Genomic DNA, 21663 nt, shown 5'->3' on the forward strand with positions numbered 1-21663 from the left:
CGGAGCGCCGAAACGCTGGAGTGACAAGGGATTCGGTTATTATCCCGCCTTTGCCGCAACCCCCGCGAACGCGGCGGCATTTGCCGCAAAAACGATTCAAACCACCCCGTCAAACGACCCAGCAAGAGGGCGACGGCCTGCCGACGCGCATGCCGTGCTCCAGAGGATTCCACAATGTTTGGAGCTTTCCGTCGGTATTTTTCTACCGACCTCGCGATCGACCTCGGCACCGCCAACACCCTGATTTTTGCCCGCAACAAGGGCATCGTCCTGGACGAGCCTTCGGTCGTCGCGATCCGCCACGAAGGCGGCCCCCACGGCAAGAAGGTGATCCAGGCCGTCGGCCGCGAAGCCAAGGCGATGCTCGGCAAGGTGCCCGGCAACATCGAAGCCATCCGCCCCATGAAGGATGGCGTGATCGCCGACTTCGTGATCACCGAGCAGATGATCAAGCAGTTCATCAAGATGGTGCACCCGCGTTCGCTGCTGACCCCCAGCCCACGCATCATCATCTGCGTGCCCTGCGGCTCGACCCAGGTCGAGCGCCGCGCCATCAAGGACGCGGCCGAAGCCGCCGGCGCCACCTCGGTCTACCTGATCGAGGAGCCCATGGCGGCCGCGATCGGCGCCGGCCTGCCGGTTTCCGAGGCCAGCGGTTCGATGGTCGTCGACATCGGCGGCGGCACCACCGAAGTGGGCGTGATCTCGCTCGGCGGCATGGTCTACAAGGGCAGCGTCCGCGTCGGCGGCGACCGCTTCGACGAGGCCATCATCAACTACATTCGCCGCAACTACGGCATGCTCATCGGCGAACCGACGGCCGAAGTCATCAAGAAGAGCATCGGCTCCGCCTTCCCGGGTTCCGAAGTCAAGGAAATGGAAGTCAAGGGCCGCAACCTGAGCGAAGGCGTGCCGCGCAGCTTCACCATCAGCAGCAACGAAGTGCTGGAAGCGCTGACCGACCCGCTCAACAACATCGTCTCCGCCGTCAAGAACGCCCTGGAGCAGACGCCGCCCGAACTCGGGGCCGACATTGCCGAGCGCGGGATGATGCTCACCGGCGGTGGCGCACTGCTGCGCGACCTCGATCGCCTGCTCGCCGAGGAAACCGGCCTGCCCGTGCTTGTTGCCGAAGACCCACTGACCTGCGTGGTTCGGGGCTGCGGTATCGCACTCGAGCGCATGGACAGGCTCGGAAGCATCTTTACCAGCGAATAATGCGACTGATGCGCAAATGGCCGGCCCGCGTTTGCGCAGGGCCGGCTTTTTCAATTTAAGACAGTCTTCCCGCTATGCCGCTCGGCACGCTCGATCGCACCGCGCCACCCCTGTTCAACCAGGGACCTTCGGCGCTCAGCAAGCTGATCTTCTTCAGCGCGCTCGCGCTGTTCCTGATGGTGGCCGATGCGCGCTTCAACATTGTGCAGCCGGTGCGCGCGGCGATCGGTGCGGTGCTCTATCCGATCCAGTGGCTCGCGCTCAAGCCGGTGCAACTGGCTGTGGGCGGCGGGCGTTACCTCGAAGACCTGCAGACCGCCCAGAGCAATGAAGCGGAGGCGCGCAAGGCGCTGGCCCTGCAGTCCGAGCGGGCGAGCCAGGCCGACACCCTCGCGCAGGAAAACGCGCGGCTGCGGGCGATGCTCGAACTGCGCCAGACCACGCAGACCCCCGGCCGGGTGGCAGAAGTGCTCTACGACACCGCCGACCCCTACACCCGCAAGCTGGTGATCGACCAGGGCCTCACCAACGGCGTCGTGGCCGGCTCGCCCGTCATCGATGAACACGGCGTGCTCGGTCAGGTCACGCAGGTCCTGCCGTTCACCAGCGAAATCACCCTCGTGATCGATCGCGACCTGTCCATCCCCGTGCAGAACGTGCGCACCGGCGCGCGCAGCGTGGCCTTCGGCGATGCGAGCGCGCACGGCGGCGGGCTCGAGCTGCGCTTCATGGCCGCCAATGCCGATCTGGAGGAGGGCGACATGCTCACCACGAGCGGCGTCGATGGCGTCTATCCGCCGGGCCTTCCGGTCGCGAAGATCGATCGCATCGAACGTCGCGCCGACTCCGCCTTCGCACGCATCCATCTCGTGCCTGTGGGACATGTGACGTCAGCACGCTACGTGCTCGTGCTGGCGCCGATCGGTGTGCAGTCGCTGCCCCGTCCCGCGCCGAACGCGGCCGCCAGCCCCGCGGCGAAGAAGAAGGCCGATCGCGCGGATGCCAAGGCCGACAAGGCCGATGCGAAGGCCGACGCCAAGGGCGACAAGAAAGCGAAGGCGCCAAGATGATCATGCGTCCTGGTCAGCAGCAGCTCCTGCTGCCCGTCAGCCCGCTCTTCATGTGGGGCAGCCTCATCGTTGCGCTGCTGCTCAACATGGTGCCGCTGGGCCGCGCCGCCTGGACGCCCGACCTGCTCGCGCTCGTGATCGTGTTCTGGAGCGTGCACCAGCCGGCGCGCATCGGCATCGGTGCGGCCTTCGTGTTCGGCCTGCTGATGGACGTGCACCAGGCCGCGATGCTGGGGCAGCATGCGCTCTCCTACACCACGCTGGGCTTCTTCGCGATCATGATCCACCGGCGGCTCTTGTGGTTTCCGGTGATTTCGCAGGCGCTGCAGGTGTTGCCGCTGTTCGCGCTGTCGCACCTGATCGAACTCGCCATCCGCATGATCGGCGGCGGCGTGTTCCCGGGATGGTCGCTGCTGATCGCGCCGGTGATCGAGGCGGTCCTGTGGCCTTTCGTGAGCCTGGCGTTGCTGGCGCCCCAGCGCCGAACACCGGAACCCGATGCCAACCGGCCGCTCTAATGTTGCTCGCCCCCAGGCTGCGCGCACTTCGTGTCGCTTCGCCTTCCCCCTGCCGGGGGCGGTGCGGCCGCTTCGGGGCGGCCGTGCGCGGCGCACCCCCTGACCCCGGTGGGGCGCGCCTTGTTGCATCTGACACCTGACGTGCCTAAGCTGAAAACTTCATGACCGAAATTCGCAACGTTGCTGCCGATCTCTCGCGCTTCAAGCGTCGGGTGATCGTGATCGGGCTGGTCGTGCTGGCGGCTTTCGGGCTGCTGTGCATGCGGCTGGTCTATCTGCAGGTGGTGCGTCACGAAGACCTGGCGGAGCAGGCGGAGAGCAATCGGACGGCGATCGTGCCGGTGGTGCCGAATCGAGGACTGATCCTCGACCGCAACGGGATCATCCTGGCGTCCAACTATTCGGCCTACACGCTCGAGATCACGCCCTCCAAGGCCGGCAATCTGGAAGAGACGATCGACAGCCTCACGGAAGTGCTGGAGATCTCGCCGCGCGACCGCCGGCGCTTCAAGCGGCTGCGCGAGGATTCCCGCAGCTTCGACTCGGTGCCCATCCGTACGCGCCTGACCGACGAGGAGGTCGCCCGCTTCGCGGCGCAGCGCTATCGCTTTCCCGGGGTCGAGATCAAGGCGCGGCTGTTCCGCAACTACCCCAACGGCGATCTCGCGAGCCACGTGCTCGGTTACATCGGCCGCATCAACCAGTCCGAGAAGGCAGCGATGGAGGACTGGGAGGACGAGGACCTCGCCAACTACAAGGGCACGGAGTACATCGGCAAGCTCGGCATCGAGCAGAGCTACGAGAAGACGCTGCACGGCCAGACCGGCGTCGAGCAGATGGAAACCTCCGCTGGCGGCCGGGCCGTGAGGCGGCTTGCGGCGCACCCCGCGACACCGGGCAACACGGTCATGCTCTCGCTGGACATCAAGCTGCAGAAGCTGGTGGAGGACATGTACGGCGACCGCCGCGGCGCGCTCGTCGCCATCGATCCGAAGTCCGGCGAGATCCTGGCCTTCGTGAGCAAGCCGACCTTCGATCCCAACCTCTTCGTCGAGGGCATCGACTCGGAAAGCTGGAAGGAACTCAGCGAATCGATCGACAAGCCCTTGCTCAATCGTGCGCTGCGCGGGACCTATCCGCCGGGGTCGACCTACAAGCCCTTCATGGCGCTGGCGGCGCTTCAGACCGGCAAGCGCAGCCCCAGCGTGGTGATCAACGATCCCGGCTACTTCAATTTCGGCGGGCACCGCTTCGGCAGTCCCGAAGGCAACATCGGCGGCGTCGACATGCGCCGCTCGATCCAGTTGTCGAGCAACATCTACTACTACTCGCTGGCCAACGAGATGGGCGTGGACCTGATCCACGACGCCATGAAACCGCTCGGCTTCGGCCAGATCACCGGCATCGACATCGGCGGCGAAGTGCGCGGCGTCCTGCCCAGCACGGAATGGAAGCGCAACGCCTACAAGCGTGCCGAGCAGAAGAAGTGGTATGCGGGCGAAACCATTTCGCTCGGCATCGGCCAGGGCTACAACGCCTTCACGATGCTGCAGCTGGCGCAGGCCACGGCGATCGTGGCCGACGCCGGCATCAAGCACAAGCCGCATCTCGGCCTGGCCATCCGCGATACTGTGAGCGGCAAGGTGAAGCCCATCGAGCAACCTCCGGCGGATAACCTGGGCATCACCGCGGCGAACGCCGCGGTGGTGCGGGAGGGCCTGGTCGCGGTGGTCAATGCGGGTACGGCGCGCGGCGTCTTCGTCGGCGCGGGCTACCAGGCGGCGGGCAAGACGGGGACCGCGCAGGCGGTTGGCATGACCCAGAACGTCAAGTACAACGCCAAGGCACTCGAAGAGCACCAGCGCGATCACGCGCTCTTCATGGCCTTCGCGCCGGCCAACGATCCGAAGATCGCGGTGGCCCTCATCGTCGAGAACGCGGGCTGGGGCGCAGGCGCCGCGGCGCCGATCGCGCGTCGCGTGTTCGACTACTGGCTGCTCAATCAATACCCGAGCGAGGCCGACATGGCCGCCATCCAGGTCGGCAAGGCCACCGCGCCGATCGGCAAGCCGCGCGTCGCGAGCGAGGTCGCATGGCCTTCCGCCTCCGCGGCTGCGACGACGGCACCCTGACAGCGGCGCCGCACGATCCGCCGAGCCTCAGCGCAGGAATGCGTCGTAGGCCGTCTTCACGATCAGCGCGCCGACGACGACGATGAACACCTTGCGCACGAAGCCGGCCCCGTGCCTGATGGCCACCCGCGCGCCGATCACGCTGCCCGCCACGTTGGCCACCGCCATCACCAGCCCGTAGTGCCACAGGACGTGGCCCTTGAGTCCGAGCAGCAACAGCGCACCCAGGTTGGTCATGGTGTTCATCAGCTTGGCGGAAGCGGCAGCGTTGAGAAAGTCGTAGCCCAGCCAGCGCACGAAGAGGAACACGAAGAAGCTGCCCGTGCCGGGCCCGAAGAAGCCGTCGTACACACCGAGTGCGAAACCGATCGCCGCCGTGGCGAGCAATTCGGCACGGCCGCTGAAGCGCGGCACATGGTGGCGGCCCATGTCCTTTCGCGCGAGCGTGTAGAGCAGCAGCACCACGAGGATGACGGGCAGCAACTTGCGCAGGAACTCGCCCGGGACGACGGTCACCGCCCAGGCGCCGGCCATCGATCCGGCGAAGGCGAGCGCGGCCGCCGGCAGCAGCGTGTTCCAGCGAAGTCCCACGCGATGATGAAACTGCGCGGTGGCCGCCGCGGTGCCCCAGACCGATGCGCTCTTGTTGGTGCCCAGCAGTGTCGCGGGCGCCGTCCCCGGCAGCACGCTGAACAGCACCGGCACCAGGATCAGGCCGCCTCCCCCCACGATCGAATCGACAAACCCCGCGAACAGCGAGGCGAGGGTAAGCACCAGTATTTCCATCGCTGAAATTGTCTCATCCGGGTTGCTACGGATTTGGTAGCAGGGAGAGGCGCTTTCATGCGGCCCGGTACGGTTCAGGTCGCCAAAAAGAAAAGGCGCCGACCAGCGGCGCCTTGTTCAAAAAAACGGCATCTCGTACGGATGCCTTGGGTCTATTCTTCTCGTTCTCGAAAGCTGTCTCCTCGGTCCCCCGCGCATCGGGCAGGCCCGTTTGCGAGTGGCGAGACTTTAGTTCGGCGCACCTTGCGAGTGCATCGGGGATTACCCGTCAATGCAACAATCGGAAACACGGAAATTCAACGGTGCGCTTCGCGCACCCAGGCGGCCGCCTTCTCCGCCATCATCAAGGTCGGGCTGTTGGTGTTGCCGCTCGTGATCGTGGGCATCGCGCCGGCGTCGACCACCCGCAGCCCCGCGATCCCGCGCACGCGCAGACGCGCGTCGAGGACGGCCATGGGATCGTCGTCGCGTCCCATCTTCGTGGTGCCGACTGGATGGAAGATGGTGGTCGCGATGTCGCCGGCCAGGCGCGCGAGTTCTTCGTCGCTCTGGTACTGCACGCCGGGCTTCCACTCCTCGGGGCCGTACTTCGCGAGGGCCGGCTGCGCGGCAATCCGTCGCGTGACGCGCAGCGAATCGGCCGCCACCTTGCGGTCCTCGTCCGTGCTCAGGTAGTTGGGCGCGATGGCGGGCGCATCCTCGAAGCGCGGACTCTTGATGCGCACGCTGCCGCGGCTGGTCGGGTTGAGGTTGCACACGCTGGCGGTAAAGGCCGGGAAGCTGTGCAGGGGCTCGCCGAACGCGTCGAGCGAAAGCGGCTGCACGTGGTATTCGAGGTTGGGCCACTCGAACGCCGCGGAACTGCGCGTGAAGGCCCCGAGCTGCGACGGCGCCATGCTCATGGGGCCGCTGCGCTTCAACAGGTATTCCATGCCGATCTTCGCCTTTCCATAGAGCGAGGAGGCCAGCACGTTCAGCGTGGGCGCATCCTTGATCTTGTAGACCGCGCGGATCTGGAGATGGTCCTGGAGGTTGGCGCCGACACCCGGCGCATCGAGCGCCACTTCGATGCCATGCTGGCGCAGGAGATCGGCCGGCCCGATGCCCGAGAGTTGCAGGATCTGCGGCGAGCCGATGCTGCCTGCGCACAGGATCACTTCGCGCGTCGCATGGGCGGCCACGGATTCCTGGCCGTTCCACACCTGCGCACCGGTGCAGCGCTGGCTGCCGTCGGGCTGTTTTTCGAGCAGGAGCCGCGACACTTGCGCGCCCGTCCAGAGCTCGAAGTTCGGACGGCCGTAACAGGTTGGGCGCAGGAAGGCCTTGGCCGTATTCCAGCGCCATCCGTTCTTCTGGTTGACCTGGAAATAGCCTACGCCCTCGTTCGTGCCGCGATTGAAGTCGGTGGTGTGCGGCACGCCCGCCTGCACCGCGGCCGCGGCGAAGGCATCGAGGATGTCCCAGCGCAGCCGTTGCTTATCCACCCGCCATTCGCCGCCTGCGCCATGCAGTTCGTCCGCGCCGAGGTAGTAGTCCTCATGCTTCTTGAAAGCCGGCAGCACGCTGTCCCACCGCCACTCGTCGTCGCCGGTGAGCCGCGCCCACTGGTCGTAGTCGCGCGACTGCCCGCGCATGTAGATCATCCCGTTGATGCTCGACGACCCGCCGAGCGTCTTGCCACGCGGATAGCGCAGCGTGCGCCCGTTGAGTCCGGCGTCCGGCTCCGTGTTGTAGAGCCAGTCCGTGCGCGGATTGCCGATGCAATAGAGATAGCCGACCGGGATGTGGATCCAGTGGTAGTCGTCCTTGCGTCCCGCCTCGATCAGCAGCACGCGGCATTGCCTGTCGGCGCTCAGCCGATTGGCCATCAACGCACCGGCAGTGCCGGCGCCGATGACGATGTAGTCGAAGGTGGTGTCGCTCATTGACGCTCTGCTTGTCTCTCGTTGTTATGGGAAAAAGTTAGTAGCCGGCCGGCCGGCCAGCATGCGGCCGTCGCCGGGCCGCCCCAAGGCGCGCCGCGCCTCCCCCTCGGGGGGTGGAGTTACACGCCGCAGCGCGGCGTGAAAAGCCGGGGGGCCAACTATTTAGCCGTGGGCATCACGAACTCGGCGCCCTTGCCGATGCTTTCCGGCCAGCGCTGCATGATCGACTTCTGCTTGGTATAGAAGCGCACGCCCTCTTCACCGTAGGCGTGCATGTCGCCGAAGAGGCTCTTCTTCCAGCCACCGAAACCATGCCATGCCATCGGCACCGGAATCGGCACATTGATCCCCACCATGCCGACCTGGATGCGCCGCGAGAACTCGCGCGCGACGTTGCCGTCGCGGGTGAAGCACGAGACGCCGTTGCCGAACTCGTGCGCATTGATCAGGTCCACCGCTTCCTTCAGGTCGTGCACGCGCACGCAGGACAGCACCGGCCCGAAGATCTCTTCCTTGTAGATCCGCATCTCCGGCGTGACGTTGTCGAACAGCGTGCCGCCCATCCAGAAACCGTCTTCGCAGCCTTCGCCGGCGCTCTTGCCCTCGAAGGTGCGGCCATCGACCACCAGCTTCGCTCCTTCCTTTTCGCCCTGGGCGATGTAGCCAGTGATGCGCTCGTGCGCCGCACGCGTCACGATCGGGCCCATCTCGGCGTCGAGCTCGGTGCCGTTCTTGATCTTGAGCGACTTCGCGCGTTCGGCCAGCAGCGGCAGCACCTTGTCGGCCGCATCGCCCACCAGCACCGCGACGCTGATCGCCATGCAGCGCTCGCCGGCCGAGCCATAGCCTGAGCCGATCAGTGCGTCGACGGTCTGGTCGATGTCCGCATCGGGCATGACCACCATGTGGTTCTTGGCGCCACCCAGCGCCTGCACGCGCTTGCCGTGGCGGGCGCCGGTCTCGTAGATGTAGTTGGCGATGGGCGTCGAGCCGACGAAGCTGATGGCCTTTACGTCCGGGTGCTCCAGCAGGGCATCGACAGCTTCCTTGTCGCCTTGCACGACGTTGAAGACGCCGTCGGGCAGGCCGGCTTCCCTCAGCAGTTCGGCCATGCGCAGCGAGGGGCTCGGATCGGTCGGGCTAGGCTTGAGCACGAAGGTGTTGCCCGCCGCGATCGCGACCGGAAACATCCACATCGGCACCATCACCGGGAAGTTGAAGGGCGTGATGCCCGCCACCACGCCGAGCGGCTGGCGCAGCGTCCAGTTGTCGATGCCGGTGGAGACCTGGTCGGTGTAGTCACCCTTCAGGAGTTGGGGAATACCGCAGGCGAACTCGACGATGTCGATGCCGCGGGTCACCTCGCCTTGCGCATCGGTGAAGACCTTGCCGTGCTCGGCGGTGATGAGGTGCGCCAGCTCGTCGCGATGTTTGTTCAGCAGTTCGAGGAACTTGAACATCACGCGCGCGCGGCGGATCGGCGGCGTGTCGGCCCATGCCGGGAATGCGGCCTGAGCCGCGGCGACTGCCGCGTCGATGTCCGCGCGATTGGCGAGGGCGACGCTGCCGGTCGCCGCACCGGTGGCCGGATTGAACACGTCCTGGGCGCGCGTGGATTTCGGGGCGGCGACACGGCCGCCGATGTAGTGGTGGATCGGGGTCTTGCTCATCTGCATGGCGTTCTCCTGCCGGGCGAGGGCCGGCTGATGGTCGGGAAAGGGTGGGTACGGCTCAGCCGGACATTGTGGCAAACGCCTGGGCATTGCGCGAACGCCTACGCGGATGGGGGGCGATCGGGAGGTCCGGCGCAGACGCACCCGGTTACGATGTTGCGTCCTTCGCAGCCACACGTCACTCCCTGCTTCATGCCCACCGACTCGCCATCGCCCGCCGACGCGCAAGACGCGACCAGCGTGCAACCGCGTGTCGAGGAGCTCGATCACGAAGGGGCCCATTGGGCCGTGGCGAGCGGCCGGTGGACGGCGTTGGCCATGTCCTCGCAGACCGCCTGGGAGTCGGTCTCGCAGGACCTCGAATGCGTCCCCTCGCAGGACGATCGGCACTGGGACATCCGACCCATCGAGCAGCTCGATCACATCGGCGCCCAATTGCTCTGGAACCACTGGCAGAAGGCCTGGCCGCCGCACCTTGAAATGGATTCGCAGCACAAGGCCGTGCTGGACCAGGTCGCGCTGTACACCTGCCTTGCCCCGGTGGAATCCGGGCCGACGCTGGCGGACCGTTTCAAGGCCTTCGTGCACAACGGCCCGCGCATGATGTTCGTGGCGCGCGACTTCCTGCGCCTCATCGGGCAGCTGACGCTCGATATCGGCAAGCTGATCCGCGCGCCGCACCGCGGACCCTGGCGCGACTTCTCGGGGCAGATCTACCAGTTCGGCACGACCGCGCTGCCCATTACCGCGCTGGTGGGGCTGCTCATCGGCGTCGTGCTGGCCTACCTCACCTCGCAGCAGTTGCGGCAGTACGGCGCGGAGACCTTCATCGTCAACATCCTCGGCCTTTCGCTGATCCGTGAACTCGGGCCGGTCCTGGCGGCGGTGCTGATCGCCGGGCGCTCCGGCTCGGCCATCACCGCGCAGATCGGCGTGATGCGGGTGACCGAGGAACTCGACGCCATGCGCGTGATGGGCATTCCGCATGGCTTTCGCCTGGTGATGCCGCGGGTGCTTGCGCTGGCCATCGCCATGCCGCTGATCAGCATGTGGACGTCGATGGCCGCCCTGTGCGGCGGGATGATCGCGGCCGACCTGTCGCTCGACATTTCGCCGTCGTACTTCCTCTCGGCCCTGCCGCGCGCGGTGCCGCTGTCGAACCTCTGGCTCGCGATGTCGAAGTCGGCGGTGTTCGGCATCCTGATCGCGCTGATCGGCTGCTATTTCGGCATGAAGGTGAAGCCCAACACGGAAAGCCTCGGGCGGGGCACCACGTCTTCGGTCGTGACCTCGATCACCATCGTGATCCTGGTCGACGCGCTGTTCGCCGTGCTGTTCAAGGGCGTGGGCTTGCGCGCATGACCGACACCCCGAACACTGAAGCCCCGTCGACCGTGGTGGAGATCCGCAAGCTCTGGACCGTGTTCAAGTCGCCGGACGGCGACCAGGTGGTGCACCGCGATCTCGACCTGTCGATCATGCGCGGCGAGGTGCTGTCGCTGGTGGGCGGATCGGGCACCGGCAAGACCGTGTTGTTGCGCCAGATCCTTGGGCTGGAGCACCCGACCAAGGGCGAGGTCGCCGTCCTGGGCCGACCGCCGGGACAACTCAGCGCCATGGGCGCGGCGAACGTGGGCATGCTGTTCCAGCACGGCGCGCTGTTCTCGGCTTTCAGCGTGCTCGACAACATCGCGTTCCCGCTGCGGGAGCTCAAGCTGCTGCCGGACGACCTGATTCGCGACGCCGCGCTGGTCAAGCTGCAGATGGTCGGGCTGACCCCGCAGCAGGCGACGAAGAGCCCTTCCGACCTGTCGGGCGGCATGATCAAGCGCGTGGCCCTGGCGCGCGCCCTGATCATGGATCCGCCGCTGCTGCTGCTCGACGAGCCCACCGCCGGCCTCGATCCGGAGAGCGCGGACGGCTTCTGCGACCTGCTGCGCAGCCTGCATCGCGAACTCGGGCTGACGGTGGTGATGGTCACGCACGATCTCGACACCCTGTTCGACCTGAGCACCCGCATCGCGGTGCTGGCCGACCAGAAAGTCATCGTTGCCGGCACGGCGCGCGATGTGATCGCGTATCCGCATCCGTTCATCCACGAGTACTTTCTCGGCGGCCGTGGCCAGCGCGCCATGGAAGCCCTGCATGACGGGTCTGCGCCTGCGTCCGTCACCGGACTGCTGAGCAGCCGGGCCCCATCAACTGAAAGGTAGATGCCATGGAAAACAAGGCCCATGCCCTCGCTGCCGGCGCCTTCGTGCTTGGCCTGGTCGCCGTGCTGGTCGCACTGGTCGTGTGGCTGACGCGCGACGACACCGTCCGCAACACGTACGAGCTGTCGACGCGCGACCCGGTGAGCGGCCTGCAGCCGCAGGCGATGGTGCGCTACCGTGGCATCGCTGTCGGCAAGGTCACCTCGATCGACTTCGATCCGAAGGTCAAAGGCAACGTTCGGGTGCGCATCACGGTCGACGAGCGCGTGCCGCTCACGAAGTCGACTTTCGCGACGCTCAGCTACCAGGGCGTGACCGGCCTGGCCTTCATCGCGCTCGACGACAAGGGCGAATCGCAGGTGGCGCTGGTGCCCGACAACGACGACCCGCCCCGCATCCCGCTCAAGCCGTCGCTGCTCGCGCAGCTGCAGGACCGTGGCGAGGTCATCATCAACAAGGTCGAGGAAGCGACGCGCCGCGTGAACACGCTGCTGGGCGACGACAACCAGAAGCGCATTTCCGACGCGCTGGAAAGCATCTCGCTCGCGGCGGCCAGCGCCAATCAGCTCGCCCAGTCGCTGGACAAGACCCTGACGACGGGCGTCAACCCGGCACTGAAGGCCTTGCCGCCCCTGATGGACCGGACCAAGGACGCGCTGGGTACGGTCAAGACGGCGGCGGGCGATGTCTCTCGGGTGGCCAACAACCTCAACACCACCGTCGGCCGCCTCAATGCCACGGACGGGCCGATCGACCGACTCGGCAATGGCACGAAGGCGCTGTCGCAGGCGGTCGAATCCTTCAACAACGCGACGCTGCCACGCGTGAATCGCGTGGCCGACGATACGTCCCGCGCCGTGCGGCGGCTGGGGCGCGCGGCCGACGGCATCAACGACAACCCGCAATCGCTGCTGTTCGGCAACGGCGGCGTGGTCGCGGGTCCGGGCGAGCCCGGCTTCTCCGCGCCGGCCGTCGCACCCGCTCGCCCCTGAAGGTCAAGACCATGTACGACGCACTGAAGAACATCCTCTCCGGCGCCCCCTGGGCACGGCTCTCCGGGCTCGGAGGCATCGCGGCAATGCTGCTTGCGGCGGGATGCGGTGCGCTGCCCGACAAGCCTGCGCGTGCCACGCTCTACGACTTCGGACCGGGTGTCGTGTCCCCTGCGCCGGCGTCGGCAGCCAAGGCAGCGCTGCCGATGATCGCGCTGGCCGAGATCGACACGAGCTCCCGGATGGACGGCACGCAGATGCTGTATCGCCTCGGCTATGCCGATGCCAACGAGTTGCGGCCCTACGGCCAGTCGCGCTGGAGCCAGCCGCCCGCGCAACTGCTTCGCCAGCGCGTGCGCGAGGCGCTGGCCGTCGGCCACACGGTGCTGGGCCCGGAGGAAAGCGCCACCATCGCCCGGACGGAGGGCCGCGTGCCCGACACGCTGCGCCTGTCGCTGGAGGAGTTCAGCCAGTTGTTCGAGTCGCCCGCGAGCAGCGTGGGCCTGGTGCGCGTCAGTGCCACGCTGATCCGGACCCAACCGGGAGGGGATCGTGTGCTGGCGCAACGCACCTTCACGGCGCTGCGGCCCGCGCCGAGCAACGACGCGACCGGCGGCGTGAAGGCGCTGGCCGCCGCGAGCGATGCGGTGGCGGCCGATCTGGTCGCCTGGGTGGACCAGGTCCGTTGACCCGCAACAGGCGCGCCGTCGCATGCAACGCATCGGCCTGATTTCCGACACGCACGGCCTGCTCAGGCCGGAAGCCGTGGCCTTCCTGCAGGGCTGCGACCACATCATCCACGGCGGCGACATCGGATCGCAGGGCATCCTCGACGAACTGGGCGCCATCGCCCCGGTGACGGCGGTGCGCGGCAACAACGACGTGGGACCCTGGGCGCAGGCGGTGCCGGAGACGGCGCTGGTCGAACTCGGAGGGGTGCGCCTCTATGCCCTGCACGACCTGTCGCAGCTTCGCATCGACCCGGTGGCCGAGCGGATTCGCGTGGTCATGTCCGGCCATTCGCATCGGCCGCTGGCCGAGATGCGCGGCGATGTGCTCTACATCAATCCGGGCAGCGCCGGGCCGCGGCGCTTCCGCTTGCCCATCGCCGTGGCTGAACTCCGACTGGTCGGCGATCTCATCACGCCGCGCATCGTCGAACTCTCGGTGGTGTAGCGCGCGATCAGGTGGCCCGGTGCAGCACCGGGAAGAGGGTGCCGAGCCCGTCGGCCATCACCTCCACGGCGAGCGCCGCGAGGATCAGGCCCATGAGCCGCGTCATCACGTTGATGCCGGTCTTGCCCAGCACGCGCGCGATCGGTTCCGCGAGCGAGAAGGTGACGCCGGTCGCCAGCCCGATCACCACGCCGTAGCCGACCAGGATCGCCAGCTCCCAGACATGCTGCGTCCGGTCGGCGAAGATGACCACCGTCGACATGGTCGCCGGGCCTGTGAGCAGCGGAATGGTCAGCGGCACCACGGCGATCGAGGCGCCGAGCGATGCCTTCACCTCCGTTGCCCGGATCTCGTCCTTGTTGGTCTTGGATTCGGCCGGCTGCGCGTTGAGCATGTTGAGCGAACTGATCAGCAGCAGCATGCCGCCACCGACCTGGAAGCTCGCGATCGAGATGCCGAAGAACGACAGCAGCTGCAGTCCGAGAAGCGCGCTCACGGCGATGACCACGAAGGCACTGAAGGCGGACACCCAGGCCGTGCGTTTGCGCTGGTGCTCCGTACATTCCTGCGTGTAGTGGATGAAGAAGGGCACGATCGCGAGCGGGTTCACGATGGCCAGCAGCGTGATCAGCGGCTTGATCAGGTCCATCGTGGGCGTGGCCATCAGCGTCCGCCCGTCACGTCGAGGGAAGTGCCCGTAACATAGCTGGACTCGGGCGAGAGCAGCCAGACGATGCCGTTGGCGACTTCCTCGGCGCTGCCGGTGCGCTTCATGGGAACCGTCGGCGCGAGTTGGGCCGCCCGATCGGGAAGTCCGCCCGAGGCGTGGATCTCGGTGTCGATCAAGCCCGGGCGCACCGCGTTGACACGAATGCCCTCGTCGGCGACTTCCTTGGCGAGTCCGATCGTGAAGCTTTCGATCGCGCCCTTGCTCGCGGCGTAGTCGACGTACTGGCCGGGCGACCCGAGCCGCGCCGCAGCGCTCGACAGATTGACGATGACGCCACCGCTGCCGCCGTGCTTCGTGCTCATGCGACGCACGGCCTCACGGGCGCAGACGAAGCTGCCGATGACGTTGATGCGCATCATGCGCTCGAGCCGCGCGACGCTCATCTCGTCGACCCTGGCCTGCATGTCGACCACGCCGGCGTTGTTGACCAGGGCAGTAAGCCGGCCGAGCTTGGCGTCGACCTTCTCGAACATCGCAATGACCTGCGCCTCGTCGCCGACATCGGCCTGCACGGTGATTGCCGTGCCGCCGCCCACGCGGATGGTTCGGACCACCTCGTCGGCGGCCAGGGAATTGCTCGCATAGTTGACGGCGACGGCATAGCCGCGACGCGCCGCCTGCAAAGCCGTCGCGGCGCCGATGCCGCGACTGCCGCCGGTGACCAAGAGAACCTCGTTCAAATCCCACCTCCTGCAGAGAAGCCGTGTGTCAGTTAAAACCTGTTCGCACGGATTAAATCACCGAGGAGACGCCCTTGAGCCGCAGCATCGACTACTACTTCACGCCGCAGAGTCCCTGGACCTACCTGGGCCATGCGCGCTTTGCCGCCCTTGCGAAGTCGAGCGCCGCCACGGTGCGTGTGCGTCCGATCGACTTCGGCGCCGTCTTCCCGGTGTCGGGCGGCCTTCCGCTCGGCAAGCGCGCGCCACAGCGGCAGGCCTATCGGCTGGTCGACCTGGCGCGTTTCTCGCGGCACCTCGACATCCCGCTGAACACCAAGCCGAAGTTCTTCCCGGTGCCCAGCGACGATGCCGCCAAGCTCATCATCGCGGTCGACCTCCATGACGGCACGGATGCCGCGATGAAGCTCTGCGGCGCAGTGTTCGCGGCGGTGTGGGTGCAGGAGCGAAACATCGCCGACCCGAAGGTGCTCGAGGCGCTGGCCGTCGAATGCGGGCTGGCGGCACGCCGCATCGAACAGTCCCATAGCCAGACGGTGCAGGAACGCTACGAGGACTACACGCAGCAGGCCATCGACGCCAAGGTGTTCGGCGCACCGAGCTATGTCGTCGACGGCGAGATCTTCTGGGGGCAGGATCGCCTCGATTTCGTCGAACGTACACTCAAGTCATAAGCATCAACCACAGGGGTATCCACATGGGTCAATTCATCGATCTCACCGCCAAGGACGGCTTCACCTTTCCTGCTTACGTGGCAGAGCCTTCGGGCAAACTCAAGGGCGCAGTGGTCGTGGTGCAGGAAATCTTCGGCGTCAACTCGCACATTCGCTCCGTGGCCGACGGCTACGCGGCCGAAGGCTATCTGGCGGTTGCGCCCGCGACCTTCCAACGGGTCAAGCAAGGCGTCGAACTGGGCTACTCCGAAGACGACATGAAGGCCGGCTTCGCGCTCAAGATGGAGGTCGAGGCATTGCCCGCGCCGGGTGTGATGCAGGACCTGCAGGCCGCCGTCGACTACGCATCGAAGGCGGGCAAGGTCGGCATCGTGGGCTATTGCTGGGGCGGCCTGCTGACCTGGCGGGCGGCCGAGCAACTGTCGGGCCTCGCCGCGGCGGCGCCTTACTACGGTGGCGGCATGACGACGCCCGAGGAAGCCGCGCGCAAGCCCAAGGTGCCGGTGCTCGCCCAGTTCGGCAACAACGATCACTGGATTCCGCTCGACACGATCGAGACCTTCAAGAAGGCCCATCCGGAAGTCGAAGTCCATGTCTATGAATGCGGACATGGGTTCAACTGCGACCAGCGCGGTTCGTACAACGCCGAGGCCGCCAAGCTGGCGAAAGAGCGCACGCTGGCGTTCTTCGCCAAGAACGTCGGCTGATTCCGGAAGGCGGCGTGCCCGGTGCGGTGCACGCCGTCCGAGCCATCGGCGGCCCGGCGTTCGAGCTCAGGTAGCCACCTGCCTGGGGGTCTTGCGGCCGGCGGGCCGCGCTGGCGGCTTGTCAGCGGGTTCGGCATCGCGCACGCGCGCCTCCAGAAAGTCCAGCAGCGCGCGCAAGGCCGCGCTGTTGTGACGGCGCTGTGCATACGCCGCGTAGAGCCAGAGGTCTCGCGGCATGTACTCCTTCAGCACGGGCACCAGCGCGCCGCGCTCGATGTGCGACTGCGCCATCATCGCGGGCACGCACACGGCGCCCAACCCGGCGAGCGCCACCCCGATGAGCGGCGCGGCGTCGTTCGCGTCCATGCGGCTGTGCACCGGCACGCTGTAGGGCTGGCCGTCGACCTCGAAGGGTAGATGCGGGGCCCCGCCGGCGAGCGAGTAGGTGAGCACGTCGTGGCGGCGCATGTCGTCGGGCTTCCTGGGCATGCCGCGCCGGGCCCAGTACGCCGGCGTCGCGCACAGCGCCAGGTCCATGAGGCGCAGGCGTCGCACGATCAGGTTCTCGTCGCGGATGCGGCCGAGCCGGAGGGCGACGTCCACGCCTTCCTCGACGAGATCGATCACGCGGTTGCTGAGGTGCAGGCTCACGTGCACGTCGGGGTAGGTCGCCATGAAGTCGCCGACCATCCCGGGGAATGCGCTTTGCCCGAGGCCGTGGGGCGCCGTGATGCGGAGCCGCCCGCGCGGGTGACCGGCGTGCTCCCGGAGTTCGCTTTGGGTGAGTTCGACCATCTCCAGGAGGGGCTTGCTGCGCTCCAGCAGGAGATGCCCGGCATCGGTCAGGCTGACCGAGCGCGTCGAGCGATTGAGCAGGCGCACGCCGAAGCGCTCTTCGAGTTGCGCCACGTACTTGCTCACGTTGGCCTTCGACATGCCGAGCGTCGTGGCCGCGCGGGAAAAGCTGCCGCGCGCGGCGACTTCGCGAAAGGCTTTCAACAGGTCAAGGCCGTCCATTGCACTCCATTGTTTCTATTTGACGAACACGGTGATTCATTTTCCTAGGGTTTTTACCTAGTTTTTAGGAGCACACTCCATGTCCACAGAGCAGCCCAGGCTGATCTGAGTGGACAGGCACTGAACCCAAGGTGGCCGGTTCAACATCATCCAAAGCTAACAAGGACATTGAAATGAAGACCTCGAAGATCATTGCCGCCGCCGCCCTGACGATTCTCGCCGCCGCTGGCGCGCAGGCCGAAACCTACCAAGGCGTGCAAGCCCCCGTGTCGGCGAACAGCCGCGCCGACGTGAACGCACAAGCCATGGCAGCCGCACGCAGCGACAACCCGTACGGTGAAGGCGCCTCGTCGCGCGTTGCCCCTGCGATGACCGCTTCGGCCGACCGCGCCACCATCAATGCGCAAGCCGTTGCAGCCGCGCACGAGCCGAACCAGAACCTGGACCGCAAGGCCTTCGTGAACAGCGTGGTGCCTTCGCAGTACAAGATCGAGCGCCCGGTGACGCAACGCGCTGGTCTCTGATCCGCGATCGTCCCTGAAGGCCGGGCCGTGCGAGAGCGCGGCCCGGCCTTTTTCTTCGGTCCGACTCAGAGGTGTCGGATTGTTTCGAAAGCGGAAACGCGGTGTCTCGTTTCTTGGTGTTTTCCCTTGGTCGTTCCACGGGAGACTCGGTCGCACAGGCCAGCGACAGCAAGCCTGGTTTTGAAACCGAACTCAGACGAATCCAAGGAAACTGACATGAAGACCTCGCACATCCTCGCCGCTGCCGCGCTCTCGATCCTCGCTGCTGCCGGTGCCCATGCCGAGTCGTATCACGGCGTGCAATCGACCGTTTCGGCCAAGAGCCGCGACGAAGTCAACGCAGAGGCCGTCAACGCCGCTGCCGCAGCCGACCAGAACATTCCGCGCGGTTCGCGTGGCGCCGAGCGCTTCACCCCGGTGGCTGACCCCGCTGCGGTTCGCGCACAAGCCATCGCGACGGCCAACGCCGCCGACGCGAACGTGACCCCCGGCTCGAAGTACAACAGCCGCCTGATCTCGACGATGAACAAGTCGGTCGAACCCCGCGTCCAGGCGCAAAAGGAAGGCGCGGCCGCGGCCAAGTAATTCAGGTTCCGGCCTGATCAAGTCAAAGCCGGGTGGTGCGCAAGCGCCACCCGGCTTTCTTCATGGATGGACGCTAGCGCGGACGCGCGAGATAGCGCTTGCGCCAGAAGACGAGGACGAGCACCACCGCGATCACGCCCATCGACCCCATCGCGATCCAGAAGCCATCCGCCTTGTGCACGAGCGGGATGAACTCGAAGTTCATGCCGAAGATGCCGGCGATCAGGTTGAGCGGCAGGAAAACGGCGGTGAGCACGGTGAGCACCCGCATGATGTCGTTCGCCCGATGACTTTGGACGCTGAAGTGCATCTGCACGGCGGTTTCGGCGTTTTGCTCCAGTCGGCGCACGTGGTGCACGACACGCTCGATGTGCTCCAGCACGTCCCGGCTGCGAACCATGACGAGCTCGCGTTCGCGCTGCTCGGCGGCGCCTTCGGGCGTCGGCAAGGTCTCCAGGGAATCGATCCAGTCCTGAATGCAGGCACGCTGGTCCTCGCAGATCTCGTCCAGGTGATGCAGTGACTGGCGTGCGTCCATCAGTGCGCTCCAGTTCGTGAAGCGGCTCTTCGGATCGATCAACTCGGCCTGCCAGTGATCGAGTTGTCGGGTCAGCTCGCGTCGAAGATCGAGGTAGGCATCGACGATCTGGTTGACGACACGCAGCATGAGATCGGCAGGGCTCGATGGAATGCGCGCGGAAACGGCGCGCACGTCCAGCGCAGGCAAGGCCGCACGGCCGCGATCGCCGGGCGCGGCCGCGGCAAGCAGCTTGGTGGCGAAGGCGTCGCGCACGGCCCCGTCTTCGGGGTGGACTGACAGCAGCACGCGATCGAAGACCGCGAAGCCGACGGGCCGCGTGTCCACGCGCCGCAGCACGGGCGGTCCGCCGTGCAAAGTCGCGGGTTCGACGGCGGGCGGGTGATCCGTGCCGTTGGAGGCGGCCAGCCGTCTGAAGACGAGAAGGTCGTATTGCGACGTGTAGTCGTAGCGCGATGGCAGTTGGTCGTTGAGCAGGTCGCTCACATGCAGGTCGACCAGATGCGTGTTGCAAAGCGATTGGAGGACGTCCTGCACCTGCTGGAGCGAGGCCCGGAACTCGTCGCGGGTCAGCGAGAGCCACAAGTAACCCTGATCGCACGCACCCGGCGCAGCCATGGGCGCGAGCGCATCGTGCTCGCTGACGTGCGTGCCGTCGATCTTGAATATGCGCATGGAAGCTGTCCCCTTGTTCTTCTGGTCATCGCTGCGGCCAGGTGCGCCGCACGGTCACCTCCTCAGGGCTGCTTCAGCAACCGTGCGGCATCGAGCGCGAAATAAGTGAGCACGCCATCGGCGCCCGCACGCTTGAAAGCGAGGAGGCTTTCAAGCATCACCGCATCATGGTCGAGCCAGCCGTTCTGGGCCGCGGCCTTGAGCATCGCGTACTCGCCGCTGACCTGGTAGGCGAAGGTCGGCACGCGGAATTCGTCCTTCACGCGCCGGACGATGTCGAGATAGGGCATGCCGGGCTTGACCATGACCATGTCGGCGCCTTCGGCAATGTCGATCGCCACTTCGCGCAACGCTTCGTCGCTGTTGCCCGGGTCCATCTGGTAGACCTTCTTGTTGCTCTTGCCGAGGTTGGCCGCCGATCCGACGGCATCGCGGAACGGGCCGTAGAAGGCGCTCGCGTACTTGGCGCTGTAGGCCATGATGCGTGTGTGGATGTCGCCGCGCGATTCGAGGGCGTTGCGGACGGCGCCGATGCGGCCGTCCATCATGTCGCTCGGCGCCACGATGTCGACGCCCGCGCGAGATTGGGTGAGCGCCTGTTTCACCAGGACTTCGACGGTCGGATCGTTGAGGATGTAGCCGGTGTCGTCCAGCAGGCCGTCCTGGCCGTGGCTGGTGTAGGGATCGAGGGCAACGTCGGTCATCACGCCGAGTTCCGGAAAGCGGGCCTTGAGCGCGCCCACCACGCGCGGAATCAGGCCGTCGGGATTGAAGGCTTCGTCACCGGAGGGCGTCTTCAACGAGGCGTCGATGACGGGAAACAGCGCCATCACCGGGATCCCCAGGGCCACGCACTGCTCGGCCACGGGGAGCAGCAGGTCGAGGCTGAGTCGTTCCACCCCCGGCATGGACGCGACCGCATCGCGACGCTTGGCGCCTTCCTGGACGAACACCGGGTAGATGAGATCGTGAGGCGAGAGCATGTGCTCACGCACGAGATCGCGTGTGAATGCATCTCGACGCAGGCGGCGCGGCCGGCCGGCCGGAAATGGGGCATGGAGGGTCATGTCGAAAATTGTGCCCCATTGGATGGCGACGCATCGGGAGGCGGCCGTTCGGGCGGATGTTGGAAAGGTGCCCAAACCAAGCTAACAGCCTTGTTTTATCGACCAAAAGGTCAAAAAAAGTCTTCGCAAGCTTGATAGGTTCTTTTGCCTTTGTTAAATTCTGTCTTGGGCGGCTTGCCGCTCCCCGCTTTTCCTCCCTGAGCGGGTGCCTTGATGTGTGACAGCAAAAGGGCTTCCCAGCCCGGCGTTTTGACGCCGGGCTTTTTTTTGCGCGCCGGGATTCGTCTCTTGCCGGAGCCCTCGCTGAATTCGCACCACTAAACTGCCGCCATGCTCTGGGTCAAATCGCTGCACATCGTGTTCATTGCCAGTTGGTTTGCGGGGCTTTTCTATCTGCCGCGAATCTTCGTCAACCTCGCGATGGTGGCGCCGGAATCGGTGGCCGAGCGGGCGCGGCTCGTGCTCATGGCACGCAAGCTTTTCCGTTTCACCACCTTCCTTGCCGTACCCGCCTTGGGATTCGGCCTGTGGCTGTGGCTCGGCTACGGCATCGGACGGGGGCCGGGGAACGGCTGGATGCACGCGAAGCTCGCGCTCGTGCTCGTGGTGATCGGCTACCACCACGGCTGCGGCGTGCTCCTTCGGCGCCTCGCCTCCGGCAATGACCAGCGAAGCCACCGCTGGTACCGGTGGTTCAACGAACTGCCGGTGCTGCTGTTGCTCGGCATCGTGGTGCTGGTCGTCGTCAAGCCGTTCTGAACGC

Annotated in this window: 22 protein-coding genes; 14 read left to right on the plus strand and 8 right to left on the minus strand. The window is 66.3% G+C overall.

The features are described from left to right. Positions 1-174: 174 nt before the first annotated feature. The 4 genes from ACSFBL_RS30905 (at position 175) to mrdA (ending at position 4938) form a co-directional block, all read left to right on the plus strand. Positions 175-1218, plus strand: coding sequence for a rod shape-determining protein (locus tag ACSFBL_RS30905; protein ID WP_028249609.1), 1044 nt, complete (start codon positions 175-177; stop codon positions 1216-1218). Positions 1219-1292: 74 nt separating this feature from the next. After that, complete coding sequence (gene mreC, locus ACSFBL_RS30910; protein WP_435519640.1) at positions 1293-2288, plus strand: rod shape-determining protein MreC; 996 nt, start codon at positions 1293-1295, stop codon at positions 2286-2288. Further along, entirely contained in the window at positions 2285-2806 is a 522-nt protein-coding gene (mreD, locus tag ACSFBL_RS30915; RefSeq protein ID WP_435519641.1) for a rod shape-determining protein MreD, read from the plus strand. Before mreC ends, mreD begins: the two co-directional genes overlap by 4 nt. 161 nt (positions 2807-2967) lie before the next feature. After that, positions 2968-4938, plus strand: a complete 1971-nt coding sequence (mrdA, locus tag ACSFBL_RS30920) for a penicillin-binding protein 2 (RefSeq protein WP_435519642.1) — start codon at positions 2968-2970, stop codon at positions 4936-4938. 27 nt (positions 4939-4965) lie between these two features. On the opposite strand, the gene ACSFBL_RS30925 is transcribed toward mrdA, so the two are convergent. The 3 genes from ACSFBL_RS30925 to ACSFBL_RS30935 all read right to left on the minus strand — a co-directional run bounded on the left by ACSFBL_RS30925 (position 4966) and on the right by ACSFBL_RS30935 (position 9319). After that, entirely contained in the window at positions 4966-5724 is a 759-nt protein-coding gene (locus tag ACSFBL_RS30925) for a sulfite exporter TauE/SafE family protein (RefSeq protein WP_435519643.1), read from the minus strand. Positions 5725-6020: 296 nt separating this feature from the next. Continuing rightward, positions 6021-7649, minus strand: coding sequence for a GMC family oxidoreductase (locus ACSFBL_RS30930; protein WP_435519644.1), 1629 nt, complete (start codon positions 7647-7649; stop codon positions 6021-6023). 158 nt (positions 7650-7807) lie between these two features. After that, positions 7808-9319, minus strand: a complete 1512-nt coding sequence (locus ACSFBL_RS30935) for a CoA-acylating methylmalonate-semialdehyde dehydrogenase (protein WP_435519645.1) — start codon at positions 9317-9319, stop codon at positions 7808-7810. Positions 9320-9514: 195 nt separating this feature from the next. On the opposite strand from ACSFBL_RS30935, the gene ACSFBL_RS30940 reads away from it, so the two are divergent. The 5 genes from ACSFBL_RS30940 to ACSFBL_RS30960 are packed head-to-tail and all read left to right on the plus strand — an operon-like array spanning position 9515 to position 13703. Next, positions 9515-10684, plus strand: coding sequence for an MlaE family ABC transporter permease (locus ACSFBL_RS30940; protein WP_435519646.1), 1170 nt, complete (start codon positions 9515-9517; stop codon positions 10682-10684). Next, positions 10681-11535: an ABC transporter ATP-binding protein gene (locus ACSFBL_RS30945; RefSeq protein WP_435519647.1), complete on the plus strand. Its 855-nt coding sequence runs from the start codon at positions 10681-10683 to the stop codon at positions 11533-11535. Before ACSFBL_RS30940 ends, ACSFBL_RS30945 begins: the two co-directional genes overlap by 4 nt. Positions 11536-11540: 5 nt before the next feature. Beyond that, positions 11541-12527, plus strand: coding sequence for an MlaD family protein (locus tag ACSFBL_RS30950; RefSeq protein ID WP_435519648.1), 987 nt, complete (start codon positions 11541-11543; stop codon positions 12525-12527). 11 nt (positions 12528-12538) lie between these two features. Continuing rightward, positions 12539-13216, plus strand: coding sequence for an ABC-type transport auxiliary lipoprotein family protein (locus tag ACSFBL_RS30955; protein ID WP_435519649.1), 678 nt, complete (start codon positions 12539-12541; stop codon positions 13214-13216). A gap of 22 nt (positions 13217-13238) precedes the next feature. After that, complete coding sequence (locus ACSFBL_RS30960; RefSeq protein WP_435519650.1) at positions 13239-13703, plus strand: metallophosphoesterase family protein; 465 nt, start codon at positions 13239-13241, stop codon at positions 13701-13703. Positions 13704-13710: 7 nt separating this feature from the next. On the opposite strand, the gene ACSFBL_RS30965 is transcribed toward ACSFBL_RS30960, so the two are convergent. Next, complete coding sequence (locus tag ACSFBL_RS30965; RefSeq protein ID WP_435519665.1) at positions 13711-14352, minus strand: MarC family protein; 642 nt, start codon at positions 14350-14352, stop codon at positions 13711-13713. A gap of 14 nt (positions 14353-14366) precedes the next feature. Continuing rightward, positions 14367-15113, minus strand: coding sequence for an SDR family oxidoreductase (locus tag ACSFBL_RS30970; RefSeq protein WP_435519651.1), 747 nt, complete (start codon positions 15111-15113; stop codon positions 14367-14369). Between the two features lie 74 nt (positions 15114-15187). Here ACSFBL_RS30970 and ACSFBL_RS30975 point away from each other — a divergent pair, with 74 nt between their 5' ends. Beyond that, positions 15188-15787 carry a 2-hydroxychromene-2-carboxylate isomerase gene (locus tag ACSFBL_RS30975; RefSeq protein ID WP_435519652.1) on the plus strand — a complete coding sequence of 200 codons (600 nt, stop codon included), beginning with the start codon at positions 15188-15190 and terminating at the stop codon, positions 15785-15787. 23 nt (positions 15788-15810) lie between these two features. After that, on the plus strand, positions 15811-16494 hold the full coding sequence (locus tag ACSFBL_RS30980) for a dienelactone hydrolase family protein (RefSeq protein ID WP_435519653.1): 684 nt from the start codon (positions 15811-15813) through the stop codon (positions 16492-16494). A gap of 66 nt (positions 16495-16560) precedes the next feature. On the opposite strand, the gene ACSFBL_RS30985 is transcribed toward ACSFBL_RS30980, so the two are convergent. After that, the gene (locus ACSFBL_RS30985) at positions 16561-17511 is read right to left on the minus strand and encodes a LysR family transcriptional regulator (RefSeq protein ID WP_435519654.1); all 951 of its coding nucleotides are present in this window, start codon (positions 17509-17511) and stop codon (positions 16561-16563) included. A 173-nt stretch (positions 17512-17684) separates the two neighbouring features. Between ACSFBL_RS30985 and ACSFBL_RS30990 the strand changes: the two genes are divergently transcribed. Both ACSFBL_RS30990 and ACSFBL_RS30995 read left to right on the plus strand, forming a co-directional pair. Beyond that, the gene (locus tag ACSFBL_RS30990; RefSeq protein ID WP_435519655.1) at positions 17685-18035 is read left to right on the plus strand and encodes an alpha/beta hydrolase; all 351 of its coding nucleotides are present in this window, start codon (positions 17685-17687) and stop codon (positions 18033-18035) included. A gap of 216 nt (positions 18036-18251) precedes the next feature. Beyond that, positions 18252-18620 (plus strand): DUF4148 domain-containing protein, encoded by a 369-nt coding sequence (locus ACSFBL_RS30995; RefSeq protein WP_435519656.1) that lies wholly within the window; start codon positions 18252-18254, stop codon positions 18618-18620. Between the two features lie 73 nt (positions 18621-18693). Here ACSFBL_RS30995 and ACSFBL_RS31000 read toward each other — a convergent pair whose 3' ends face one another. Together ACSFBL_RS31000 and hemB are read right to left on the minus strand one after the other, a co-directional pair. Beyond that, positions 18694-19833 (minus strand): magnesium transporter CorA family protein, encoded by a 1140-nt coding sequence (locus ACSFBL_RS31000; RefSeq protein WP_435519657.1) that lies wholly within the window; start codon positions 19831-19833, stop codon positions 18694-18696. Between the two features lie 62 nt (positions 19834-19895). Continuing rightward, a complete protein-coding gene (gene hemB, locus ACSFBL_RS31005) occupies positions 19896-20900 on the minus strand; it encodes a porphobilinogen synthase (protein ID WP_435519658.1) in 1005 nt (334 codons plus the stop codon). Between the two features lie 330 nt (positions 20901-21230). On the opposite strand from hemB, the gene ACSFBL_RS31010 reads away from it, so the two are divergent. Next, complete coding sequence (locus tag ACSFBL_RS31010) at positions 21231-21659, plus strand: CopD family protein (RefSeq protein WP_435519659.1); 429 nt, start codon at positions 21231-21233, stop codon at positions 21657-21659. The last annotated feature ends 4 nt before the right edge of the window (positions 21660-21663 follow it).

It is taken from the genome of Variovorax glacialis (assembly GCF_051216375.1).
Classification (GTDB): domain Bacteria; phylum Pseudomonadota; class Gammaproteobacteria; order Burkholderiales; family Burkholderiaceae_C; genus Variovorax.

Bases quoted from the DNA above. Each gene is read 5' to 3' on its own strand.
- ACSFBL_RS30905 (WP_028249609.1), top strand. From the start codon at position 175: ATGTTTGGAGCTTTCCGTCGGTATTTTTCTACCGACCTCGCGATCGAC.
- mreC (WP_435519640.1), top strand. From the start codon at position 1,293: ATGCCGCTCGGCACGCTCGATCGCACCGCGCCACCCCTGTTCAACCAG.
- mreD (WP_435519641.1), top strand. From the start codon at position 2,285: ATGATCATGCGTCCTGGTCAGCAGCAGCTCCTGCTGCCCGTCAGCCCG.
- mrdA (WP_435519642.1), top strand. From the start codon at position 2,968: ATGACCGAAATTCGCAACGTTGCTGCCGATCTCTCGCGCTTCAAGCGT.
- ACSFBL_RS30925 (WP_435519643.1), bottom strand. From the start codon at position 5,724: ATGGAAATACTGGTGCTTACCCTCGCCTCGCTGTTCGCGGGGTTTGTC.
- ACSFBL_RS30930 (WP_435519644.1), bottom strand. From the start codon at position 7,649: ATGAGCGACACCACCTTCGACTACATCGTCATCGGCGCCGGCACTGCC.
- ACSFBL_RS30935 (WP_435519645.1), bottom strand. From the start codon at position 9,319: ATGAGCAAGACCCCGATCCACCACTACATCGGCGGCCGTGTCGCCGCC.
- ACSFBL_RS30940 (WP_435519646.1), top strand. From the start codon at position 9,515: ATGCCCACCGACTCGCCATCGCCCGCCGACGCGCAAGACGCGACCAGC.
- ACSFBL_RS30945 (WP_435519647.1), top strand. From the start codon at position 10,681: ATGACCGACACCCCGAACACTGAAGCCCCGTCGACCGTGGTGGAGATC.
- ACSFBL_RS30950 (WP_435519648.1), top strand. From the start codon at position 11,541: ATGGAAAACAAGGCCCATGCCCTCGCTGCCGGCGCCTTCGTGCTTGGC.
- ACSFBL_RS30955 (WP_435519649.1), top strand. From the start codon at position 12,539: ATGTACGACGCACTGAAGAACATCCTCTCCGGCGCCCCCTGGGCACGG.
- ACSFBL_RS30960 (WP_435519650.1), top strand. From the start codon at position 13,239: ATGCAACGCATCGGCCTGATTTCCGACACGCACGGCCTGCTCAGGCCG.
- ACSFBL_RS30965 (WP_435519665.1), bottom strand. From the start codon at position 14,352: ATGGACCTGATCAAGCCGCTGATCACGCTGCTGGCCATCGTGAACCCG.
- ACSFBL_RS30980 (WP_435519653.1), top strand. From the start codon at position 15,811: ATGGGTCAATTCATCGATCTCACCGCCAAGGACGGCTTCACCTTTCCT.
- ACSFBL_RS30985 (WP_435519654.1), bottom strand. From the start codon at position 17,511: ATGGACGGCCTTGACCTGTTGAAAGCCTTTCGCGAAGTCGCCGCGCGC.
- ACSFBL_RS30990 (WP_435519655.1), top strand. From the start codon at position 17,685: ATGAAGACCTCGAAGATCATTGCCGCCGCCGCCCTGACGATTCTCGCC.
- ACSFBL_RS30995 (WP_435519656.1), top strand. From the start codon at position 18,252: ATGAAGACCTCGCACATCCTCGCCGCTGCCGCGCTCTCGATCCTCGCT.
- ACSFBL_RS31000 (WP_435519657.1), bottom strand. From the start codon at position 19,833: ATGCGCATATTCAAGATCGACGGCACGCACGTCAGCGAGCACGATGCG.
- hemB (WP_435519658.1), bottom strand. From the start codon at position 20,900: ATGACCCTCCATGCCCCATTTCCGGCCGGCCGGCCGCGCCGCCTGCGT.
- ACSFBL_RS31010 (WP_435519659.1), top strand. From the start codon at position 21,231: ATGCTCTGGGTCAAATCGCTGCACATCGTGTTCATTGCCAGTTGGTTT.